This is a genomic window from Streptomyces sp. NPDC030183 (genome assembly GCF_055573455.1).
Genome location: NZ_JBVIBK010000009.1, coordinates 257,559 through 277,685 on the forward strand (window position 1 = coordinate 257,559; position 20,127 = coordinate 277,685).

Sequence of the window (20,127 nt, forward strand, 5' to 3'; positions counted from 1 at the left end):
TCGCGGCCCCGTTCGGTAGGGTCGGCGGCGATGCACAAGACCCTGATCGTGACCAACGACTTCCCGCCCCGGCCCGGCGGCATCCAGGCGTTCCTGCACAACATGGCGCTGCGCCTGGACCCCGGGAAGGTCGTCGTCTACGCCTCGACCTGGAAGCGGGGCCGTGAGGGCGCCGAGGCGACGGCCGCCTTCGACGCCGAGCAGCCCTTCACCGTCGTGCGCGACCGCACGACCATGCTGCTGCCGACGCCAGGCGCCACGCGGACGGCCGTACGGCTGCTGCGGGAGCACGGCTGCACGTCGGTGTGGTTCGGGGCGGCGGCCCCCCTCGGCCTGATGGCCCCCGCGCTGCGCCGTGCGGGCGCCCGGCGGCTGGTGGCCACCACGCACGGCCACGAGGCCGGCTGGGCGCAGCTGCCCGCCGCCCGGCAGCTGCTGCGGCGGATCGGCGAGGGCACGGACACGATCACCTACCTCGGCGAGTACACACGCTCCCGGATCGCCACGGCCCTCACCCCCGAGGCGGCCCGGCGCATGGTCCAGCTGCCGCCCGGCGTGGACGAGAAGACCTTCCACCCCGCCTCCGGCGGTGACGAGGTCCGCGCCCGGCTCGGGCTCACCGACCGGCCGGTGGTCGTGTGCGTCTCCCGGCTCGTCCCCCGCAAGGGCCAGGACACCCTGATCCGGGCGATGCCCGCCGTCCTCGCCGAGGAGCCGGACGCGGTCCTGCTGATCGTCGGCGGAGGGCCGTACGAGAAGGAGCTGCGCCGACTCGCCGAGGAGACCGGCGTCGCGGGGGCGGTCCGGTTCACCGGGGCCGTCCCCTGGTCCGAACTTCCCGCCCACTACGGCGCCGGCGACGTCTTCGCCATGCCGTGCCGCACACGGCGGGGCGGGCTGGACGTGGAGGGCCTCGGCATCGTCTACCTGGAGGCGTCCGCCACCGGCCTCCCCGTCGTCGCCGGTGACTCCGGCGGCGCCCCCGACGCCGTGCTCGACGGCGAGACCGGCTGGGTCGTGCGGGGCGGTCACCCGGAGGAGGTCGCCGAACGCGTCGTCACCCTGCTCGGCGACCCGGAGCTGCGCCGCCGGATGGGGGAGCGGGGGCGCGCGTGGGTGGAGGAACGGTGGCGGTGGGACACGCTGGCCGAAAAGTTGGAGCTGTTGCTGTAGCGGCAAAAGGGATATCCAGCATCTCTGGTCCTCTGGGGGGTGCCCGCCCATCCTGTGCGCATGACAGAGAAACTGACGCAACCTCACCTTTCTCGCCGTCGCATTCTGGGCATGGCGGCCCTCCAGACGGCCGCCGCCCTCGGCCTCACGAGAGTGGGCCTCCAGTCGGCGCACGCCGTCGAGCCCGACGCCGTCGACACCTCCCCGGCGCTCGTGATCGGATCGGGTTACGGCGCCGCAGTGGCCGCCCTCCGCCTCGGACAGGCCGGCATCCGCACCGTCGTCCTGGAGATGGGCCGCCTGTGGAACACGGCCGGGCCGGACGGCAAGGTCTTCTGTTCGACCAGGGAACCGGACAGCAGATCCATGTGGTTCAAGACCCGCACCGAGGCCCCGCTCGCCACGTTCCTGTGGCTGGACGTCGTCAACCGGGACATCAGCCCCTACCCCGGCGTCCTGGACCGGGTCCGCTACGCCGACATGTCGGTCTTCCTCGGGCGCGGCGTCGGCGGCGGCTCCCTCGTCAACGGCAGCATGGCCGTGACCCCTCCCCGGTCGTACTTCGCCGAGCAGTTCCCCACCGTCGACACCGCCGAGATGTACGGCACGTACTTCCCGCGCGCCCGCGCCATGCTCGGCGTCAACACCGTCGACCCGGCGTGGTTCGAGTCCACCGAGTGGTACCGCTTCAGCCGGGTCTCCCGCGCCCACGCCCAGAAGGCCGGCCTGAAGACCACCTTCGTGCCCAGCGTCTACGACTTCGGCCACATGCAGCGCGAGGCCGCCGGCACGGCGACGAAGTCGGCCCTCGCCGGGGAGGTCATCTACGGCAACAACCACGGCAAGAAGAGCCTCGACAAGACGTACCTCGCCGCCGCCCTCGGTACCGGCAACGTCACCCTCCACACCATGGAGCGGGCCCGGGGCATCCGCAGGGAGGGCGACGGGACCTACGTCGTCACCGTCGACCGCGTCGACGACACCAACACCGTCGTCGAGACCAAGGAGTACGGCTGCACGTACCTCTTCCTGGGTGCCGGGAGCATCGGCACCACCGAACTCCTGGTCCGCGCCCGGGCGAAGGGCACGCTGCCCGCGCTGAACGCGAGCGTCGGCGCCGGCTGGGGAACCAACGGCAACGTGATGCTGGGCCGGGCCAACCACCTGTGGGACACGGTCGGGGCGAACCAGTCGACCATGCCGGTGCTGGGCATCGACGACTGGGCCAACACCGCCAACCCCGTCTTCGCCGAGATAGCCCCGCTGCCCACCGGTCTTGAGCACTGGGTCAGCCTCTACCTCGCCCTCACCAAGAACCCCGAGCGGGCGTCGTTCACCTACGACGCCGCGAGCGACTCGGCGAAGCTCGGCTGGAGCGCCGCCCAGAGCGCGGTCTCCGTCTCCATGGCCAAGAAGCTCTTCGACCGGATCAACGCGGCCAACGGCACGATCTACCGGTACGACCTGTTCGGCTCGTCCAACAAGGTGTTCGCCGACGACTTCACCTACCACCCGCTGGGCGGCTGCGTCCTCGGAAAGGCGACCGACGACCACGGGCGGGTGAAGGGCTACTCGAAGCTCTACGTCACCGACGGCTCGCTGGTGCCGGGCTCGATCGGGGTCAACCCGTTCGTCACCATCACCGCGCTCGCCGAACGCACGATGGCGCGGGTCCTCGCCGAGGACACCGCGCCATAGGGCCCGTCGTACGCCGGGGGCGGGCTACTTCGCGTAGATCGCCTCGATCTCGTCGGCGAAGTCCTTCGCCACCACGTTCCGCTTGAGCTTCAGGGACGGCGTCAGGTGGCCCGAGTCCTCCGTGAACTGGGAGGAGAGAATGCGGAACTTCCGCACCGATTCCGCCTTCGACACCGCGGCGTTGCCGTCGTCGATCGCGGCCTGGATGGCCGCGTTCAGATCGGCGTCCGCGCTCAGTGACGCCGCGGTGGACCCCGCCGGCTTGCCGTGCTCGGCGGCCCAACGGCCCAGGAACTCCTCGTCGATGGTGACCAGCGCGCCCACGAAGGGACGTCCGTCGCCGACCACCATGCACTCCGCGACCAGCGCGTGCGCCCGGATCCGGTCCTCGATCACGGCCGGGGCGACGTTCTTGCCGCCCGCGGTGACGATGATCTCCTTCTTGCGGCCGGTGATCCTGAGGTAGCCGTCCTCGTCGAGGGTGCCGATGTCACCGGTGTGGAACCAGCCGTCGGCCAGCGCCTCCGCGGTCGCGCCCGGGTTGTTCCAGTACTCCTTGAACAGGTGGTCGCCGTGCAGGAGCACCTCGCCGTCGTCCGCGATCCGTACGACGGAGCCCGGCAGCGGCTGCCCGACCGTACCGATCTTCTGCCGGTCCCACGGGTTGAACGCCGTCGCCGCACAGGACTCCGTCAGGCCGTAGCCCTCCAGGACCGTGAAGCCGATGCCGCGGAAGAAGTGCCCCAGACGCTCGCCCAGCGGGGCGCCGCCGGAGATCGCGAACTCGCCCTTGCCGCCGAGCACCGCCCGCAGCTTGCTGTAGACGAGCCTGTCGAACACCTTGTGCTTGATCTTCAGCCCGAGCGCCGGTCCCGACGGGCTGTCCAGCGCCTTGCTGTACGCGATCGCCGTGTCCGCCGCCTTGTCGAAGATCTTGCCCTTGCCGTCGGCCTGCGCCTTGGCCCGGGCGGAGTTGTAGACCTTCTCGAAGACCCGCGGCACGCCGAGGATCAGCGTCGGACGGAAGGAGGCCAGCTCGTCCGTGAGGTTCTTGATGTCCGGTACGGTACCCAGCTTGATCGGCGCCATCATCGGCGCGACCTGCACCAGCCGGCCGAAGACATGCGCGAGCGGGAGGAAGAGCAGCACGCTGCACTCGCCCGTGCGGAACAGGGGCCGCAGCCGCTCCACCACGTTGCCGCACTCGGCGAAGAAGCTGCGGTGGGTGAGGACGCACCCCTTCGGGCGGCCCGTCGTGCCCGACGTGTAGACGATGGTCGCCGGGTCGTCCGCCTTCGCCAGCGAGCTGCGCTCCTCGACGGCCTCGTCGGTGACGTCCTGGCCGAGGCGCCCCAGCTCCTCCACACCGCCGCCCTCGATCTGCCACACGTGCTTGAGCGCGGGCAGCCGGTCGCGCACCGACTCGACGGCGGCCGCGTGCGTGTCCAGCTCCACGATCATGGCGGTGGCGCCCGAGTCGGAGAGGATCCACTCCACCTGCTCCGGCGAACTGGTCTCGTACACCGGCACGGTGACCGCGCCGGCCGACCAGATCGCGAAGTCCAGCAGGGTCCACTCGTACCGGGTGCGGGACATCAGCCCCACGCGGTCGCCCGGCTGGACACCGGCGGCAATGAGCCCCTTCGCGGCCGCCCGCACCTCGGCGAGGAACCGGACCGCGTCGACGTCCTGCCAGACACCGTCCACCTTGCGGGCGATGACGGCGACATCGGGATGCTGCGCGGCGTTTCTGCGGACGATGTCGGTCAGATTGCCGTCCGCGGGGACCTCGTACAAAGCCGGAAGGCTGAACTCGCGCAAGACTGCTGCTCCTCATAGGGCGCCGGCGCCACGACGTACGCGTGTGATGCGACGGTGCGGTCCAAGGCTGGGGCTAGCGCTCAGGTCCCCTGGGGTTCCTCACTGGTTGAAAACCTGAGCACGACTGGACTGCCCGGACGTTACCCGTCGGTATGGCTTCTCCGCGAGGGGGGTGCGGGGAGATGTTTTCCGCGTCACACGTAGGGGTTCTCGGGGAACAATAATCCCCTCACTTACTGACTGGCCAGTAACCGTGGGTTCGATCGACTCTGTTCACCTATGCCGCACCCGCCTACGCTTGATCGCCATGGCACCCACACCAGGCGGTAACCGCAGGACGCGTATTCATGTGGTCAGCGACGTGCACGGCAACGCGCGCGACCTGGCCAGAGCCGGCGAGGGTGCCGACGCCCTGGTGTGCCTGGGAGACCTCGTCCTCTTCCTCGACTACGCGGACCACTCGCGCGGCATCTTCCCCGATCTGTTCGGCGCCGAGAACGCCACCCGGCTCGTCGAACTGCGCACCGCCCGGCGCTTCGAGGAGGCCCGCGAGCTCGGCGCCCGGCTCTGGGCGGGCATCGAGCAGGACCGTTCCGCCGTGATCGAGAAGGCCGTGCGCAAGCAGTACGCCGAACTGTTCGCGGCGTTCCCGGAGCCGACGTACGCCACCTACGGCAATGTCGACATGCCGATGCTGTGGTCCGAGTACGCGGGGCCGGGGACGACCGTGCTGGACGGCGAACGGGTCGAGATCGGGGGCTGGGTCTTCGGCTTCGTGGGCGGCGGACTGCGCACCCCGATGCGCACGCCGTACGAGATCGGCGACGAGGAGTACGCCGCGAAGATCGAGGCGGTGGGAGAGGTGGACGTGCTGTGCACGCACATCCCGCCGGAGGTTCCCGAGCTGGTGTACGACACGGTCGCGCGCCGGTTCGAGAGGGGGAGCCGGGCGCTGCTGGAGGCGATCCGCCGGACCCGGCCGCGGTACTCGCTGTTCGGGCACGTCCACCAGCCGCTGGCGCGGCGGATGCGGATCGGGGCGACCGAGTGCGTGAACGTGGGGCACTTCGCGGGGAGCGGGAAGCCGTGGGCGTTGGAGTGGTGAGTCCGCACGCACGGTAGCCTTCACGCTGCACATACGTGCGCACCCACCTCCCTCACCGGACCGTCTCTGGAGGAGCCACGGCGATGGCGGAATTCACCAGTTCGAGCATCACGATCGAGGCTGCGGCGGCCGATGTCATGGGAGTGATCGCCGACTTCGCCCGCTACCCGGACTGGACGGGCGAGGTGAAGGAGGCGGAGGTCCTCAAGACCGACGACGAGGGGCGCGCCGAGCAGGTGCGGCTCGTCATGGACGCCGGGGCGATCAAGGACGACCAGACGCTGGCGTACACGTGGACCGGGGCGAACGAGGTGTCCTGGACGCTGGTCAAGTCGCAGATGCTCAGGTCGCTCGACGGGTCGTACATCCTCAAGCCGGTGAGCGACACGGCGACCGAGGTGACGTACCAGCTGACCGTGGACGTGAAGATCCCGATGCTCGGGATGATCAAGCGGAAGGCGGAGAAGGTGATCATCGATCGGGCGCTGGCGGGGCTGAAGAAGCGGGTGGAATCGGGGGCCTGAGCCGCCCACCCGCCCGCCCGACTCGCCATGGTCGCAAGGGTGCCCTTCGAGCGCCCAAGGGGGCGGGGGTACGCGTGTGTTCGCGGCTGCGGGTCCGCCGTGGTCGGGCGCGCAGTTCCCCGCGCCCCTTGAGTGCCCGGCGGTTCCTCCTCCCCGTTCGCGCGGTGAGCGGAGTCCCGGCCCCCGTCCGGTGGGTTACCGTTCAGCCCCATGCGGACCATCCTGATCACCGGGCAAGGCGGCAGTGGCCGTACGACGGTCGCCGCGGCCACGGCGGTGGCGGCGGCTCGGGAGGGCTGCCGCACGCTCGTGCTGAGCGCCGACCGGACGGACGGTCTCGGGGCGGTGCTGGGCACCCCCACCGGCGCCGAGCCCGCACGGGTCGGCCCCGGGCTCACCGCGTGGCGACCCGACGCCGCCGCCGGCTTCCGCGCGGACCTCGTCGCGTTCCAGGAGCGGGCCGCCTCCGTGCTGGACCTGCTGGGCGCCGGCCGGCTGGACGCCGAGGAGCTCACCCCGCTGCCCGGCGCCGAGGAGCTGGCCCTCCTGCGCGCGCTGCGCGACGCCGCCCTGTCCGAGGCGTACGACCTGCTCGTCGTCGATCTGCCGCCCGCCCCGCAGGCGCTCGCGCTGCTGAGCCTGCCGGAGGAACTCCGCCGCTACCTGCGGCGGTTGCTGCCCGCCGAACGCCAGGCGGCCCGTGCCCTGCGACCGGTGCTCGGCCGGCTGGCCGGGGTGCCGATGCCCGCGGAGTGGCTGTACGAGACGGCCGCCCGCTGGGACGTCGAGCTGGCCGCCGTCGCCGCGGTCGTCGACGACCCGGGCACCTCGGTGCGACTGGTCGCCGAGCCCGGCCCCGGCGGCGCCGACCACGTCCGGGACACGTGCGTCGGCCTCGCCCTGCGCGGCCTTCCCGTGGACGCGCTGGTCGCCAACCGGGTCCTGCCCGCGGACACCTCCGACACCTGGCTCGCGGGCCTCGTCGCCCAGCAGGACAAGACGCTCTCGGAGTGGCGCGCCGGGCACCCCGTGCGGGAGGTCGCCCACCTCGGCCGCGACCCGCGCGGCATCGACGACCTCACCGCCCTCGACGTCCCCCTTGCGGGTGACAGGCCCGCCCCGGTCGAGTGGCCCGTCACCGACCGGCTCGCCGACGACGGCGTGCTCGTCTGGCACATCGCGCTGCCCGGCGCCCTGCGTGACGAGCTGGACCTCGTCCGGCGCGGTGACGAGCTGGTCGTCACCGTGGGGCGGTTCCGGCGTATCGTGCCGCTGCCCTCGGCCCTGCGCCGCTGCACGGTCGACGGGGCGGCTCTGCGGGACGGCGAGCTGAGGATCCGCTTCGCCCCGGACCCCCGGTTCTGGCCCCGCACCCGGTGAACCGCGTACCCCCGTTCGGGTAACGTCGAAGGTACGAAACGTAGGCAGGAGTCCGCCATGAGCGAAGAGCGCCCCACGTCCGATGCCGCTCGTCAGGACGCGGCCCGCCAGGCCGCCGCGGACGAGTACGAGGTACGGGCCACGGACGCCGACGCCTGGGCCACCGCGTGCGAGGAGGACCTCGCCGCGGAGAAGGCCCGCCGCCGGGCGCAGCACGGGCCGCCGCCGGGCTCGGCCGCCGAGGAACTGCGCAAGCTGGTCGACACCGTCGCCGACAAGCTGTCCGGTCTCCAGTCGCCGCTGCTCGGCGCGGTGGCGGGCGGAGCGGCCCAGCAGATGGTCAGCCAGGTCGTCCAGCAGGCCAAGGCCGCCGTCGAACCCGTCATCGAACGCAACCCCGATGTCTTCGACCACCTCGCCGCCGCGGGCAACGAACTCCTCGCCGCGTACCGCTCCGCCGTCGAGGCCCAGGAACGCCGCTGGACCACCCGTGACCCCGCCGACCGGGAGCGTCGTGACGAGGACGGCGACCCGGGCCCCGGCGAACGCATCGACCTGGACTGACGGCGGGCTGTCCGCCCGGCGGACGACGGGAGCCCCGGTGCTGGGCCCTCGGGTACGGTTGGCCGTAGCGGGGCTCGACCGAAACTGAGGGATTCATGGGACTCACCATCGGCGTCGACATCGGCGGTACCAAGATCGCGGCCGGTGTGGTCGACGAGGAAGGCAACATCCTCTCGACCCACAAGGTGCCGACCCCGGGTACGCCCGAGGCGATCGTGGACGCCATCGCCGCCGCCGTCGAGGGCGCGCGAGCCGGCCACGAGATCGTCGGCGTCGGCATCGGCGCTGCCGGTTACGTCGACCGCCAGCGCTCCACGGTCTACTTCGCCCCCAACATCGACTGGCGCAACGAGCCGTTGAAGGAGAAGGTCGAGGCCCGCGTGGGCCTGCCCGTCGTCGTCGAGAACGACGCCAACGCGGCCGCCTGGGGCGAGTACAAGTTCGGCGCGGGCAAGGGCCACCGCAACGTCATCTGCATCACCCTCGGCACCGGCCTCGGCGGCGGCATCATCATCGGCAACAAGCTGCGCCGCGGCCACTTCGGTGTGGCCGCCGAGTTCGGCCACATCCGCATGGTGCCCGACGGCCTGCTGTGCGGCTGCGGCAGCCAGGGCTGCTGGGAGCAGTACGCGTCGGGGCGCGCGCTGGTGCGGTACGCCAAGCAGCGCGCCAACGCGACCCCCGAGAACGCCGAGACCCTCCTCGGACTCGGCGACGGCACCCCCGACGGCATCGAGGGCAAGCACATCTCCATGGCCGCCCGCCAGGGCGACCCCGTCGCCGTCGACTCCTACCGCGAGCTGGCCCGCTGGGCCGGCGCCGGGCTCGCCGACCTCGCCTCGCTCTTCGACCCGTCGGCGTTCATCGTGGGCGGCGGCCTGTCCGACGAGGGCGAGCTGGTCCTCGACCCCATCCGCAAGTCGTACAAGCGGTGGCTGGTCGGCGGCAACTGGCGCCCGGTCGCCGAGGTCATCGCCGCCCGCCTGGGCAACGACGCGGGCCTGGTGGGCGCCGCCGACCTGGCGAGAGAGCCCGACCCGATCATGTGACCCCCGATCGGCGGCGGCCCCGCACCCCGAAAGGGGCGCGGGGCCGTACCCATGGGCGGCTCCGCCGCGCGGGCCGCCAGGGCAGGCGCCCCCCGCTCCCTCGCACGCCCCCGCCGAGCCACGCGCCCCCCACAGCCGCAAACGGACAAATACCCCCGCGTCCTGGGCGTATCTTGATCCCCATGGCGACGAACCCGCTGCCCAACTCCCGCACGAACCCGGACGGTTCGGCGACCGTCCGCGTCCTCAGCTACAACATCCGCTCCATGCGGGACGACACCGACGCCCTCGCCCGAGTGATCAAGGCGTGCGCCCCCGACCTGGTCCTCATCCAGGAAGCCCCTCGTTTCTTCCGCTGGCGCAAGAAACTCGCACGGCTGGCGGCGGCCTGCGACCTCGTGACCCTCTCCGGCGGCGCCACCGCCGCGGGTCCCGCCCTGCTGTGCGGCCTGCGCGCCACCGTCGAGCACACCGAGGACATCCTGCTGCCGCTCACCCCCGGCCTGCACCGACGCGGCTTCGCCACGGCGGTGGTCCGCTTCGGCCGCGCCCGCCTCGGTGTCCTGTCCTGCCACCTCTCCCTGCAGAAGGACGAACGGTACGAGCAGGGCGGCCTGCTCCTCGACCACCTCGCCGCCCTGGGCGTGGAGCACGCCGTCGCGGGCGGCGACCTCAACGAACGCCCCGACGGCCGCACCTTCCGGCGCCTGGCCGGCACCCTCCAGGACTGCTGGGCCACCGCGCCCTGGGGCAGCGAGTACACCTCCACCCCGGCCGACCCCCACCAGCGCATCGATGCCCTCCTGGCCACCCCCGGCATCGAGGTCCTCGGTTGCGGGGTGCCACTCGACCAGCCGGGGATCAGCCGGGACGACCTGAGGGCGGCCACGGACCACCTCCCGGTCCTGGCCGCCCTCACCGTGCCCGCCGCGTCGTCCTAGCCCGCGGCCGGCCGCTTGACCCCCTCGACGATCGCCCAGCTGTCCAGGTGCGACAGCTGGGCGTATGGCGCCCTCGCGATCCTCGGTCAGACGACCGCGCCGCGCCCCGGATCGTCGTCGCCCTCGTCGTCGACCTTCATCCGCATCACCAGCGTGGCGAAACCGCCGAGGAAACCGCCGATGCCGAGGGTGGTCAGCCACCAGGTCATGTCCCAGCCGAGCAGCACGGCGAGCAGCAGCAGGACGGGGCCGCCGACCACGCCCAGCCAGGCGAACTTGGCGGTCGCGTCGGCCTCCGGCAGCGGCGGCGGCTCGGGCGGCACGAAGTGGCCCTCGCCGTCCTCGTCCTCGTCACCGTCCTCGTCCTCGGCGGTGTCCTCGCCCACCGGGTCGGGCACCGTGTAGTCCCGTGGACCGGCGCCCACGCCGGGCGCGAACGCGACCGAGCTGCCCAGCGGCCTCGGGGCCGCCGGTCCGGCACTGTCGACGGCGCCGCCCGCGGGCTTGTCCGAGGGCTCCTCCGGGTCGGCCTCCAGCAGTGCCAGATCCTCCACCGAACGGAACGGCTTGGCGCCCGGCGGGTCCGGCGGCTCCTCACCGAACCCGGCGACGATGGCCCGCCAGGCGGCGTCCTCGTCGAACGGCACCGGCTGCTCCTCGCCCGGCGTGTCACCGGCCGCGGCCCCCGGGCCACCGGAGCCCGATCCGCCCGAGCCCGATCCGCGTGAGTCACCGTGGCGCTCGCCGAGGGGCGCGCCCTTCTCCTCCGGCTCACGCTCGGAGTCGTGCTCAGCCACCAGTGGCCGTCCCTTCCCTCTGCTCCTTGGATCCCGCACCGAACCGCTCCGCGGACCCCGACCCGGACTGCTGTACGGATTCCGCCCCGGACTCCTTCACCGACTCCGTGCCGGAGCCCTCCGGCGACTCCCCCTCGTTCCCCTTCGCGGCGTCCGGCGCCCCGTCTCCCGCGACACGGGTGACGAAGGCGAGACTCTCCTCGAAAACGCGGTCCGCGTCGTGGTCCAACGTCGCGACATGGTGGCTGTGTTCCAGCAGGATCTCCGTGACGTCCGTGGACGACACCCGGCCGAGCACCCGCTCGGAGTCGGCGGCCGGCACCACATGGTCCCGTGTACTGCGCAACAGCAGCAACGGCTGGGTCACCTGGGGCAGTTCACCGTCGACCAGCCGCAGGAACGTCCGCAGGGAGTGCGCCGCGTGCAGGGGCACCTTGTCGTACCCCAGTTCCGTGACGCCCTCCTTGGCGATGTCGTCGGTGATGCCCCGGGTGCTGGGGACGAGGTGCCGCAGCACGGGCAGGGCGCGGGCCGCCAGGCCGTGCACCTCGTTGGCCGGGTTGACGAGCACGACTCCGTCGACCGCGTCCCCGTGCTTCGCGGCCAGCCGCAGGGCCAGCGCGCCGCCCATGGACAGCCCGGCCACGAAGACCCGCGCACAGCGCTCGCGCAGGGCGCGCAGCTCGCGGTCCACCTCCGCGTACCAGTCCTGCCAGCCGGTGATCCGCAGGTCCTCCCAGCGGGTGCCGTGCCCCGGCAGCAGGGGCAGGACGACGGTCAGGTCGTGCTCGGCGAGGTACTGGGCCCAGGGGCGCAGCGACTGCGGGGAACCGGTGAAGCCGTGACAGAGGAGGACTCCGACCTGCCCGCCCTCATGGCGGTAGGGCTCGGCTCCAGGGAGGACCGGCACGGTTCGGTCTCCTGTTCATGAGAAGGGTGTGAAACGAGTCCCGGTGAGGTTCACCGTACGCGACCGCACTGACACCGACCAGGGGCTTCGGTCGGCCGAGGGGCGGCGGGGGGCGGGGCGCCGGGCTGTTCGTCAGTCGTCCGGGTTAAGGTCTGATCCTCAGAACACAGAGAGGCACTCGGTTGTTGTACGGCGCGATGAAGGTCGCCATCGGGGGACCGCTCAAGGTCACCTTCCGTCCCTGGGTGGAGGGTTTGGAGAACATTCCGGCCGAGGGCGCGGCGATCCTGGCGAGCAACCACCTCTCGTTCTCCGACTCGTTCTTCCTGCCCGCGGTCCTCGACCGCAAGGTCACCTTCATCGCGAAGGCGGAGTACTTCACGACCCCCGGGGTGAAGGGCAAGCTCACGGCGGCCTTCTTCAAGGGCGTCGGCCAGCTCCCCGTGGACCGCTCCGGCGCGCGGGGCGCGGGCGAGGCCGCCATCAGGAGCGGCATCCAGGTCCTGGAGCGGGGCGAGCTGTTCGGCATCTACCCCGAGGGCACCCGCTCGCCCGACGGCCGCCTCTACCGGGGCAAGCCCGGCGGCCTCGCCCGCGTGGCCCTCGCCACCGGCGCTCCCGTCATCCCCGTCGCGATGATCGACACCGAGAAGATCCAGCCGCCCGGCAAGGTCCTGCCGAAGGTCATGCGGCCCGGCATCCGGATCGGCAAGCCCCTCGACTTCAGCCGCTACCAGGGCATGGAGCACGACCGCTTCGTCCTGCGCGCGCTGACCGACGAGGTCATGTACGAGATCATGAAGCTCTCGGGCCAGGAGTACGTCGACATCTACGCGACCGCCGCCAAGCGGCAGATCGCGGAGGCGGCCAAGGCGGAGAAGGAGGCCGACAAGGCCGCCAGGGCCGCACTCGCCAAGGCCGAGAAGGACCAGGCGGCCAAGGAGCAGGCCGAGAAGTCCGTCGGCGACGGGGACCGGCCGGCTTCGTAGCGGTCGCGTCCGGCGGAACGGTCGCGTCCGGCGGATACGGTCGCGTCCGGCGGATACGGTCGCGTCCGGCGGTTACGGTCGCGTACGGACCACGCGTCCGTCGTGGGTGGGGTGGGGGTCGTGCACATGCCGAGGCGCGAGAGAGTCATGAGGATGTCGGTCGAGCTGCCGCTGTGGCGTGCGCTCAGCGGCTACCGGATCCTGACGCTGATCTACGCGATCGGCCTGTTCATCAGCGCGTACGACAAGTTCCCGCGCCCGTGGATCGCGATCGCCTACTTCGTGGTGCTGGCCGGCTGGACCCTGGCGACCCTGCCCAAGGTCGCCGGCGCGGCGGCCTGCACCAAGCGGTTCCTCGCCGCCGACCTCACGGTCGCGGTCGTCGGCATCCTGCTCACCCGGCTCGCCGACGCGCCGGCGCGGATCGAGGCCGGGGGCCCCACCCTCCCGTCGATATGGACCGCGGGCGCCGTCCTGGCCTACGCCGTCAAGGGCGGCTGGCGCTGGGCGGCCTTCGCCTCCACCCTCGTGGCCGCCGCCAACCTGATCCAACGCGGCGCCCCCACCCGGGACACCCTCCACAACGTGCTGCTGGTGTGGGTCGCCTCCATCGCCATCGGCTACGTCGTCGAGGTCGCCCGCGCCTCCGAGCGCACCCTCGCCCGCGCCCTGGAGATCGAGGCCGCCACCCGCGAACGGGAACGCCTCGCCCGGGACATCCACGACAGCGTGCTCCAGGTGCTCGCCATGGTCCAGCGGCGCGGCACCGCCCTCGGCGGCGAGGCGGCGGAGCTGGGCCGGATGGCGGGCGAGCAGGAGGTGGCGCTGCGCACCCTGGTCTCCGGCGGCCTCGTACCCGTCTCCCGGGTCTCGGAGGACGCGGCCGAGGGCGCGCTCGTCCGGGTCGTGGAGGAGCCGGACACGACGGACGGCGGCGACGGCCCGGTGGACCTGCGCTCCCTCCTCGCCCCCTACGCCGGGGCGCGGGTCACCCTGTCCGAGCCGGGCGGCCCGGTGGAGCTGGCCCCGCACGTGGCGCGGGAGCTGGCCGCCGCCGTCGGCGCCGCCCTGGACAATGTGCGCCGGCACGCGGGTGAGCGGGCACAGGCGTGGATCCTGGTCGAGGACTGGCCGGACGAGGTCGTCGTGACCGTACGGGACGACGGCCCCGGCATCCCGGAGGGGCGGCTCGCCCAGGCCGAGGGCGAGGGGCGGCTCGGGGTGGCCCTGTCCATCCGGGGCCGGCTGCGCGACATCGGCGGCACGGCGGAGCTGATCTCGGTGCCGGGACAGGGCACGGAAGTCGAACTGAAGGTACCCAGGGCCTCGGAAGCACCGAAGGACACACGGGGGAAGGCGGAGAAGCGGTGACGGACAACGTGCTGGACGGACAGGAACGGCGAGGTGCCGACGAGGCGCGGGGGACGGGCGACCCGATCAGGGTCATGGTGGTCGACGACCACCCCATGTGGCGCGACGCCGTCGCCCGCGACCTGACCGAGTCCGGCTTCGACGTCGTCGCCACGGCGGGCGACGGCGACCAGGCGGTCCGGCGCGCCAAGGCCGCCGCCCCCGACGTCCTCGTGCTCGACCTCAACCTGCCCGCGAAGCCCGGCGTCCAGGTCTGCAAGGAGCTGGTCGGCGCCAACCCCGCCCTGCGGGTCCTGGTGCTGTCGGCGAGCGGCGAGCACGCGGACGTCCTGGAGGCGGTGAAGTCCGGGGCCACCGGTTATCTGGTGAAGTCCGCCTCGACCGAGGAACTGATCGACGCCGTACGCCGCACAGCCGTCGGCGACCCCGTCTTCACCCCTGGCCTCGCCGGACTCGTCCTCGGCGAGTACCGCCGTCTCGCCTCCGAGCCGGCCCCCGCCGCGGGCGCCGACGAGCCCAAGGCGCCGCAGCTCACCGACCGCGAGACGGAGGTGCTCCGGCTGGTCGCCAAGGGGCTGAGCTACAAGCAGATCGCCGAACGCCTCGTCATCTCGCACCGCACGGTCCAGAACCACGTCCAGAACACCCTCGGCAAGCTCCAGCTCCACAACCGGGTGGAGCTGGTCCGCTACGCCATCGAGCGCGGCCTCGACGACGAGTAGATCGACAAATGCGTCCATAGACCAATCCGAGGAGTAAACCAACCGCCCGACAGTTCACCGGAATTGCCCTTACCCGGTCATGTCGAAGTGACCTGCGTCACCATTACGGTGCTGCGGAAGGCTTACGGCAACCGCGGTGAAGGGACATTTCCATGCGGGTCGGAGTACTGACCGGAGGCGGCGACTGCCCCGGGCTCAACGCCGTCATCCGGGGCATCGTCCGCAAGGGCGTGCAGGAGTACGGCTATGACTTCGTCGGCTTCCGGGACGGCTGGCGGGGTCCGCTCGAGAACGACACCGTCCGCCTCGACATCCCCGCCGTGCGCGGCATCCTGCCCCGCGGCGGCACCATCCTCGGCTCCTCGCGCACCAACCCGCTCAAGGAGGAGGGCGGTATCCGCCGCATCAAGGACAACCTCGCCAAGCAGGAGGTCGAGGCGCTCGTCGCCATCGGCGGCGAGGACACGCTGGGCGTGGCCGCGCGCCTGTCGGACGAGTACGGGGTGCCCTGCGTGGGCGTCCCGAAGACGATCGACAACGACCTCTCGGCCACGGACTACACCTTCGGCTTCGACACGGCCGTGGGCATCGCGACCGAGGCGATCGACCGGCTGCACACCACGGCCGAGTCCCACATGCGCGTCCTGGTGGTGGAGGTCATGGGCCGCCACGCCGGCTGGATCGCCATCCACTCCGGTCTGGCCGGCGGGGCCAACGTCATCCTCATCCCCGAGCAGCGCTTCGACATCGACAAGGTGTGCGCCTGGGTGACGTCCCGCTTCAGGGCGTCGTACGCGCCGATCGTGGTCGTGGCGGAGGGGGCGATGCCGAAGGACGGCCAGATGGTCCTGAAGGACGAGTCCCTGGACTCCTTCGGGCACGTCCGGCTCTCCGGGGTCGGCGAATGGCTGGCCAAGGAGATCGAGAAGCGCACCGGCAAGGAGGCCCGCACGACCGTCCTCGGCCATGTCCAGCGCGGCGGCACGCCCAGCGCGTTCGACCGCTGGCTCGCCACGCGGTTCGGGCTCCACGCGATCGACGCGGTGCGCGACCGGGACTTCGGCAAGATGGTCGCGCTGCGCGGCACGGACATCGTCCGCGTCCCGATCGCCGACGCGACGGCGAAGCTGAAGACGGTGGATCCCGCGCTGTACGAGGAGGTCGGCGTCTTCTTCGGCTGACCGGGGGAGGGACTCGCGTGCGTTGCCGGGTGCGGGTGGACACGAAGGTCGGGCCCCAGGCCCGTGGCTTAAGGGGCGCGGGGAACCGCGCCACAAGCCCCCACTCACCCGCACCCGGCAAACGGCCGCAGCCCACCCCCACCCGGCAGCCGGCCTACCGAGCCCGAAGGGCCCGCAGCCCCGCCACCAGCTCGCGCACCACCGTCACCCCGTCCAGCGTCAGCACCGACTCCGGATGGAACTGCACCCCCGCGAACCCGGGCCCGCGCAGCGCGTGCACCTCCCCGGTGCCGCTGCGGCTGACCTCCACCCCGTGCGCGGCCAGCTCCCCGGCCGCCCCGTCGTCGCAGCGTGCCACGAAGCTGTTGTAGAACCCGACGACCTCCTCCCGCCCGAACAGGTCGATCCGGGTCTGCGCCCCCTGGTACGGCACCTCCTTGCGCACGATCTCCAGCCCCAGCTCCGCCGCGATCAGCTCATGCCCGAGACACACCCCGAGCACCCCGTACGGGTGATCCCGGAGCACCTCGGCGGTCAGCTCCCGCAGGAACCGCATCTTGGTGTCGTCCGCGTCCCCGGGGTCCCCCGGCCCCGGGCCCAGCACGACCACCCCGGCATGCCCGAGCACGGCCTCCCGCAGCCCCGGCTCGTCGTACTGCCGTACCGTCACCTCCAGTCCCGACGAGCGCAGCAGGTGCGCGAGCATCGCGGTGAACGTGTCCTCCGCGTCCACCACCAGCGCGTGCCCCGTCAGCTGGGCGGTCCGCTCCTGCATCCGCAGCCAGAACGGCGCCAGTGAGGCCCGCCGCCCGTCCAGCGCCGCCCGCACCCGGGGGTCCTCCGCGAGCCCCGGCCGCACCCGCTCACGCTCCGGCCGCCCGGGCCGCACCCCGAGCGCGGCCAGCACCCCGGCCGCCTTGGCGTGGGTCTCGGCGACCTCGCCGGCCGGATCGGAGCCCCGGACGAGCGTCGCGCCGACGGGCACCCGCAGCCCGCCGTCGGCCGCGATGTCGACGGTCCGGATCAGGATCGGCGAGTCCAGGGTCTGCGCCCCGCCCTCGTCCCGTCCCAGCAGCGCGAGCGCCCCCGCGTAGTAACCGCGACCACCTACTTCGTGCCGCTCGATCACCCGGCAGGCGTTCTGCACGGGCGACCCGGTGACGGTCGCCGCGAACATGGTCTCCCTGAGGACGTCCCGCACATCCAGCGAGGAGCGTCCGCGCAGCTCGTACTCGGTGTGCGCGAGGTGCGCCATCTCCTTCAGCCGGGGCCCGACCACGACCCCGCCCATGTCGCCGACCGTGCACATCATCTTGAGCTCCTCGTCGACGACCATCGACAGCTCCTCGACCTCCTTGCCGTCGGCGAGGAACTCCAGCAGATGCTCCGGCGTCGGGCCCCCGGCCGGATAGCGGTACGTGCCGCTGATCGGGTTCATCACGACCGTCCCGCCGGACATCCGGACATGCACCTCGGGGCTGGCCCCGACCAGGGTCCGCCCACTCGTCTCCCGCCCCCGCCCTTCCGAGGAAGGCCCTTCGGGCCCTTGCTGTTCCCCGGTGTGCACGACGAACGTCCAGTACGCGCCCCGCTCGCCCTCCAGCAGCCGCCGGAACAGCGCGAGCGCGTCGGCGCGGCCGAAGCCGGGGATCGTGCCCTCGTAGGTGCGCCGGATCACGAAGTTGGCGCCCTCGCCCCGCCCGATCTCGTCGCGCAGCACGCGGCCGACGATCTCCGCGTACCGCTCGTCGCCGACGTCGAAGCCACCGCCCTCGACCCGCACGTCGTGCGCGGGCAGCTGGGCGAGGGCCCGGTCCAGCGGCAGCGCGTACGACTCCTCCGGCACGAGCACCGACAGGGGCGTGCCGTCGTCGCGGACGTCGAAGCCGCGCTCGCGGATCTGCCGGAACGGGACGAGGGCCAGCCCCTCGTCGGGGAGGTCGGCGAGCCGCTCGCAGGTGGCGACCGGGCCGATCAGCACCTCCACGGTGTCGTGGTCGAGACCGGGGGTGCGGCGGCGCAGCAGCGCGAACGGTCGGGGGTCGTGCAGGAGTCGAGCCAGGTCCATCGGGTTCTCCTCTGGGCGGATCTGGGCTGATCAGTGCGTGATCGGTACTTGATCCGTGCGTGATCGAGGAGGGACGGCCCGGTGGTGGAAACACGGAAGGCCGCCCCTCGGGCGGCCTTCGCGAAGTGATGCGTACGCGCAGTCAGTGGGCCGCCGGATGAGCGGTCCACCACCAGTTCTGGTTCGAGTGCGCGAACATGCGGCGCACCCTACCGGAGGCGGTCCGGTGGGCGCCATGGGCCGCGCCGGCTGGTTCCCGTCCCGATCGAGCGCGGTCCGTCTCACTTGATGAGCAGGGGGATGGACGCCCGACACGACCCCGTAATGTGGAGGTCGTGACCGTGAACGCTAAGTCCAGCGCGAGCGCTGGCAACACCTGGCGAGACCTGCCCGCGGCGCAGCAGCCCGAGTACCCCGACACCGAGGCTCTGCGCGCAGTCGTTGCGGAGCTCGAGTCGTATCCGCCGCTCGTCTTCGCGGGCGAGTGCGACCAGCTGCGCGCCCGGATGGCGTCCGTCGCCAAGGGAGAGGCGTTCCTCCTCCAGGGCGGCGACTGCGCCGAGGCGTTCGACGCCGTCTCGGCGGACCACATCCGCAACAAGCTGAAGACGCTGCTCCAGATGGGCGCCGTCCTCACCTACGCGGCCTCCGTGCCCGTCGTGAAGGTGGGCCGCATCGCCGGCCAGTACTCCAAGCCGCGCTCCAAGCCGACCGAGACCCGCGACGGCGTGACGCTCCCCACCTACCGGGGCGACTCCGTCAACGGCTTCGACTTCACCGAGGCGGCCCGCGTCCCGGACCCGGAGCGCCTGAAGCGGATGTACCACGCCTCCGCCTCCACGCTGAACCTGGTCCGCGCCTTCACCACCGGCGGCTACGCCGACCTGCGCCAGGTGCACGCCTGGAACCAGGACTTCGTGAAGTCGTCCCCGTCCGGCCAGCGCTACGAGCAGCTCGCCCGCGAGATCGACAACGCGCTGAACTTCATGCACGCCTGCGGGGCCGACCCGGAGGAGTTCCGCACCGTCGAGTTCTTCTCCTCGCACGAGGCGCTGCTGCTCGACTACGAGTCGGCGCTGACCCGCGTGGACTCGCGCACGGGGCAGCTGTACGACGTCTCCGCGCACATGGTGTGGATCGGTGAGCGCACCCGCCAGCTGGACCACGCGCACATCGAGTTCGCGTCGAGGATCCGCAACCCGATCGGCATCAAGCTCGGCCCGACGACCACGGCCGAGGACGCGCTGCAGTACATCGAGCGCCTCGACCTGGAGCGCGAGCCCGGCCGCCTCACCTTCATCGTGCGCATGGGCGCGGACAAGGTCCGCGACAAGCTGCCCGAGCTGGTCGAGAAGGTCACGGCCTCCGGCGCGACCGTGGCCTGGGTGACCGACCCGATGCACGGCAACACCTTCGAGGCGGCCTCCGGGCACAAGACCCGCCGCTTCGACGACGTGCTCGACGAGGTCAAGGGCTTCTTCGAGGTCCACAAGGCGCTCGGCACCCACCCGGGCGGCATCCACGTGGAGCTCACCGGTGACGACGTCACCGAGTGCGTGGGCGGCGGCGACGAGATCTTCGTCGACGATCTGCACCAGCGCTACGAGACCGCCTGTGACCCCCGGCTCAACCGCAGCCAGTCCCTCGACCTGGCCTTCCTGGTCGCGGAGCTGTACCGCGACTAGTGCGGGCGTGACCACACAGTGGAGTGGGGGGGGGGGGGGGGGGAAAAACAAACCCCCCCCCCCCCCCCCCCCCCCTCCCCCCCCCCCCCCCCCTCCCTCCCCCCCCCCCCCCCCCCCCCCCCCCCCCCCCCCCCCCCCCCCCCCCCCCC

The 20,127-nt window shown here is 72.1% G+C and carries 18 protein-coding genes; 13 read left to right on the plus strand and 5 right to left on the minus strand.

From position 1 onward, the window contains the following. Window positions 1–30 precede the first annotated feature (30 nt). Together ACZ4Z2_RS13685 and ACZ4Z2_RS13690 are read left to right on the plus strand one after the other, a co-directional pair. Complete coding sequence (locus ACZ4Z2_RS13685; RefSeq protein ID WP_468075463.1) at window positions 31–1,173, plus strand: glycosyltransferase family 4 protein; 1,143 nt, start codon at window positions 31–33, stop codon at window positions 1,171–1,173. Window positions 1,174–1,233: 60 nt separating this feature from the next. Further along, window positions 1,234–2,871, plus strand: a complete 1,638-nt coding sequence (locus ACZ4Z2_RS13690) for a GMC oxidoreductase (protein WP_468075465.1) — start codon at window positions 1,234–1,236, stop codon at window positions 2,869–2,871. A 24-nt stretch (window positions 2,872–2,895) separates the two neighbouring features. Here the strand turns inward: ACZ4Z2_RS13690 and ACZ4Z2_RS13695 are convergent, their stop codons facing one another. Next, the gene (locus ACZ4Z2_RS13695; protein ID WP_468075467.1) at window positions 2,896–4,692 is read right to left on the minus strand and encodes an AMP-dependent synthetase/ligase; all 1,797 of its coding nucleotides are present in this window, start codon (window positions 4,690–4,692) and stop codon (window positions 2,896–2,898) included. A 307-nt stretch (window positions 4,693–4,999) separates the two neighbouring features. On the opposite strand from ACZ4Z2_RS13695, the gene ACZ4Z2_RS13700 reads away from it, so the two are divergent. From ACZ4Z2_RS13700 to ACZ4Z2_RS13725, 6 genes are all read left to right on the plus strand, one after another. Then, window positions 5,000–5,797 (plus strand): metallophosphoesterase family protein, encoded by a 798-nt coding sequence (locus ACZ4Z2_RS13700; protein ID WP_468075469.1) that lies wholly within the window; start codon window positions 5,000–5,002, stop codon window positions 5,795–5,797. A gap of 83 nt (window positions 5,798–5,880) precedes the next feature. After that, window positions 5,881–6,321 carry an SRPBCC family protein gene (locus ACZ4Z2_RS13705; RefSeq protein ID WP_468075471.1) on the plus strand — a complete coding sequence of 147 codons (441 nt, stop codon included), beginning with the start codon at window positions 5,881–5,883 and terminating at the stop codon, window positions 6,319–6,321. Window positions 6,322–6,531: 210 nt separating this feature from the next. Continuing rightward, entirely contained in the window at window positions 6,532–7,701 is a 1,170-nt protein-coding gene (locus ACZ4Z2_RS13710) for an ArsA family ATPase (RefSeq protein ID WP_468075473.1), read from the plus strand. Between the two features lie 57 nt (window positions 7,702–7,758). Continuing rightward, window positions 7,759–8,265: a DUF5304 domain-containing protein gene (locus ACZ4Z2_RS13715; RefSeq protein ID WP_468075475.1), complete on the plus strand. Its 507-nt coding sequence runs from the start codon at window positions 7,759–7,761 to the stop codon at window positions 8,263–8,265. A 95-nt stretch (window positions 8,266–8,360) separates the two neighbouring features. Further along, window positions 8,361–9,314: an ROK family glucokinase gene (locus ACZ4Z2_RS13720; RefSeq protein ID WP_468075477.1), complete on the plus strand. Its 954-nt coding sequence runs from the start codon at window positions 8,361–8,363 to the stop codon at window positions 9,312–9,314. Between the two features lie 182 nt (window positions 9,315–9,496). Continuing rightward, complete coding sequence (locus ACZ4Z2_RS13725; RefSeq protein ID WP_468075479.1) at window positions 9,497–10,255, plus strand: endonuclease/exonuclease/phosphatase family protein; 759 nt, start codon at window positions 9,497–9,499, stop codon at window positions 10,253–10,255. Between the two features lie 86 nt (window positions 10,256–10,341). On the opposite strand, the gene ACZ4Z2_RS13730 is transcribed toward ACZ4Z2_RS13725, so the two are convergent. Both ACZ4Z2_RS13730 and ACZ4Z2_RS13735 read right to left on the minus strand, forming a co-directional pair. After that, window positions 10,342–11,052, minus strand: coding sequence for a hypothetical protein (locus ACZ4Z2_RS13730; protein ID WP_468075481.1), 711 nt, complete (start codon window positions 11,050–11,052; stop codon window positions 10,342–10,344). Beyond that, window positions 11,045–11,962, minus strand: coding sequence for an alpha/beta hydrolase (locus ACZ4Z2_RS13735; protein ID WP_468075483.1), 918 nt, complete (start codon window positions 11,960–11,962; stop codon window positions 11,045–11,047). Before ACZ4Z2_RS13735 ends, ACZ4Z2_RS13730 begins: the two co-directional genes overlap by 8 nt. A gap of 197 nt (window positions 11,963–12,159) precedes the next feature. Here ACZ4Z2_RS13735 and ACZ4Z2_RS13740 point away from each other — a divergent pair, with 197 nt between their 5' ends. The 4 genes from ACZ4Z2_RS13740 to ACZ4Z2_RS13755 all read left to right on the plus strand — a co-directional run bounded on the left by ACZ4Z2_RS13740 (window position 12,160) and on the right by ACZ4Z2_RS13755 (window position 16,225). Continuing rightward, window positions 12,160–12,951, plus strand: coding sequence for a lysophospholipid acyltransferase family protein (locus tag ACZ4Z2_RS13740; protein ID WP_468075485.1), 792 nt, complete (start codon window positions 12,160–12,162; stop codon window positions 12,949–12,951). A gap of 126 nt (window positions 12,952–13,077) precedes the next feature. After that, window positions 13,078–14,322 (plus strand): MacS family sensor histidine kinase, encoded by a 1,245-nt coding sequence (gene macS, locus ACZ4Z2_RS13745; RefSeq protein ID WP_468075507.1) that lies wholly within the window; start codon window positions 13,078–13,080, stop codon window positions 14,320–14,322. 74 nt (window positions 14,323–14,396) lie between these two features. After that, the gene (locus ACZ4Z2_RS13750; RefSeq protein ID WP_468075509.1) at window positions 14,397–15,044 is read left to right on the plus strand and encodes a response regulator; all 648 of its coding nucleotides are present in this window, start codon (window positions 14,397–14,399) and stop codon (window positions 15,042–15,044) included. 152 nt (window positions 15,045–15,196) lie between these two features. Further along, on the plus strand, window positions 15,197–16,225 hold the full coding sequence (locus tag ACZ4Z2_RS13755; protein ID WP_468075487.1) for a 6-phosphofructokinase: 1,029 nt from the start codon (window positions 15,197–15,199) through the stop codon (window positions 16,223–16,225). A 154-nt stretch (window positions 16,226–16,379) separates the two neighbouring features. Here ACZ4Z2_RS13755 and ACZ4Z2_RS13760 read toward each other — a convergent pair whose 3' ends face one another. Continuing rightward, a complete protein-coding gene (locus ACZ4Z2_RS13760) occupies window positions 16,380–18,293 on the minus strand; it encodes an anthranilate synthase family protein (RefSeq protein WP_468075489.1) in 1,914 nt (637 codons plus the stop codon). Window positions 18,294–18,435: 142 nt separating this feature from the next. Beyond that, complete coding sequence (locus ACZ4Z2_RS13765; protein WP_101392327.1) at window positions 18,436–18,492, minus strand: trp operon leader peptide; 57 nt, start codon at window positions 18,490–18,492, stop codon at window positions 18,436–18,438. A gap of 136 nt (window positions 18,493–18,628) precedes the next feature. On the opposite strand from ACZ4Z2_RS13765, the gene ACZ4Z2_RS13770 reads away from it, so the two are divergent. Beyond that, complete coding sequence (locus ACZ4Z2_RS13770; RefSeq protein WP_468075491.1) at window positions 18,629–19,978, plus strand: class II 3-deoxy-7-phosphoheptulonate synthase; 1,350 nt, start codon at window positions 18,629–18,631, stop codon at window positions 19,976–19,978. Window positions 19,979–20,127 lie beyond the last annotated feature (149 nt).

What these genes read in the sequence shown, in the direction of transcription:
- ACZ4Z2_RS13740 (WP_468075485.1), top strand. Translation starts at nt 12,160, where the DNA reads ATGAAGGTCGCCATCGGGGGACCGCTCAAGGTCACCTTCCGTCCCTGG.
- ACZ4Z2_RS13760 (WP_468075489.1), bottom strand. Translation starts at nt 18,293, where the DNA reads ATGGACCTGGCTCGACTCCTGCACGACCCCCGACCGTTCGCGCTGCTG.
- ACZ4Z2_RS13710 (WP_468075473.1), top strand. Translation starts at nt 6,532, where the DNA reads ATGCGGACCATCCTGATCACCGGGCAAGGCGGCAGTGGCCGTACGACG.
- ACZ4Z2_RS13705 (WP_468075471.1), top strand. Translation starts at nt 5,881, where the DNA reads ATGGCGGAATTCACCAGTTCGAGCATCACGATCGAGGCTGCGGCGGCC.
- ACZ4Z2_RS13715 (WP_468075475.1), top strand. Translation starts at nt 7,759, where the DNA reads ATGAGCGAAGAGCGCCCCACGTCCGATGCCGCTCGTCAGGACGCGGCC.
- ACZ4Z2_RS13750 (WP_468075509.1), top strand. Translation starts at nt 14,397, where the DNA reads ATGGTGGTCGACGACCACCCCATGTGGCGCGACGCCGTCGCCCGCGAC.
- ACZ4Z2_RS13690 (WP_468075465.1), top strand. Translation starts at nt 1,234, where the DNA reads ATGACAGAGAAACTGACGCAACCTCACCTTTCTCGCCGTCGCATTCTG.
- ACZ4Z2_RS13685 (WP_468075463.1), top strand. Translation starts at nt 31, where the DNA reads ATGCACAAGACCCTGATCGTGACCAACGACTTCCCGCCCCGGCCCGGC.
- ACZ4Z2_RS13725 (WP_468075479.1), top strand. Translation starts at nt 9,497, where the DNA reads ATGGCGACGAACCCGCTGCCCAACTCCCGCACGAACCCGGACGGTTCG.
- macS (WP_468075507.1), top strand. Translation starts at nt 13,078, where the DNA reads ATGCCGAGGCGCGAGAGAGTCATGAGGATGTCGGTCGAGCTGCCGCTG.
- ACZ4Z2_RS13720 (WP_468075477.1), top strand. Translation starts at nt 8,361, where the DNA reads ATGGGACTCACCATCGGCGTCGACATCGGCGGTACCAAGATCGCGGCC.
- ACZ4Z2_RS13700 (WP_468075469.1), top strand. Translation starts at nt 5,000, where the DNA reads ATGGCACCCACACCAGGCGGTAACCGCAGGACGCGTATTCATGTGGTC.
- ACZ4Z2_RS13755 (WP_468075487.1), top strand. Translation starts at nt 15,197, where the DNA reads ATGCGGGTCGGAGTACTGACCGGAGGCGGCGACTGCCCCGGGCTCAAC.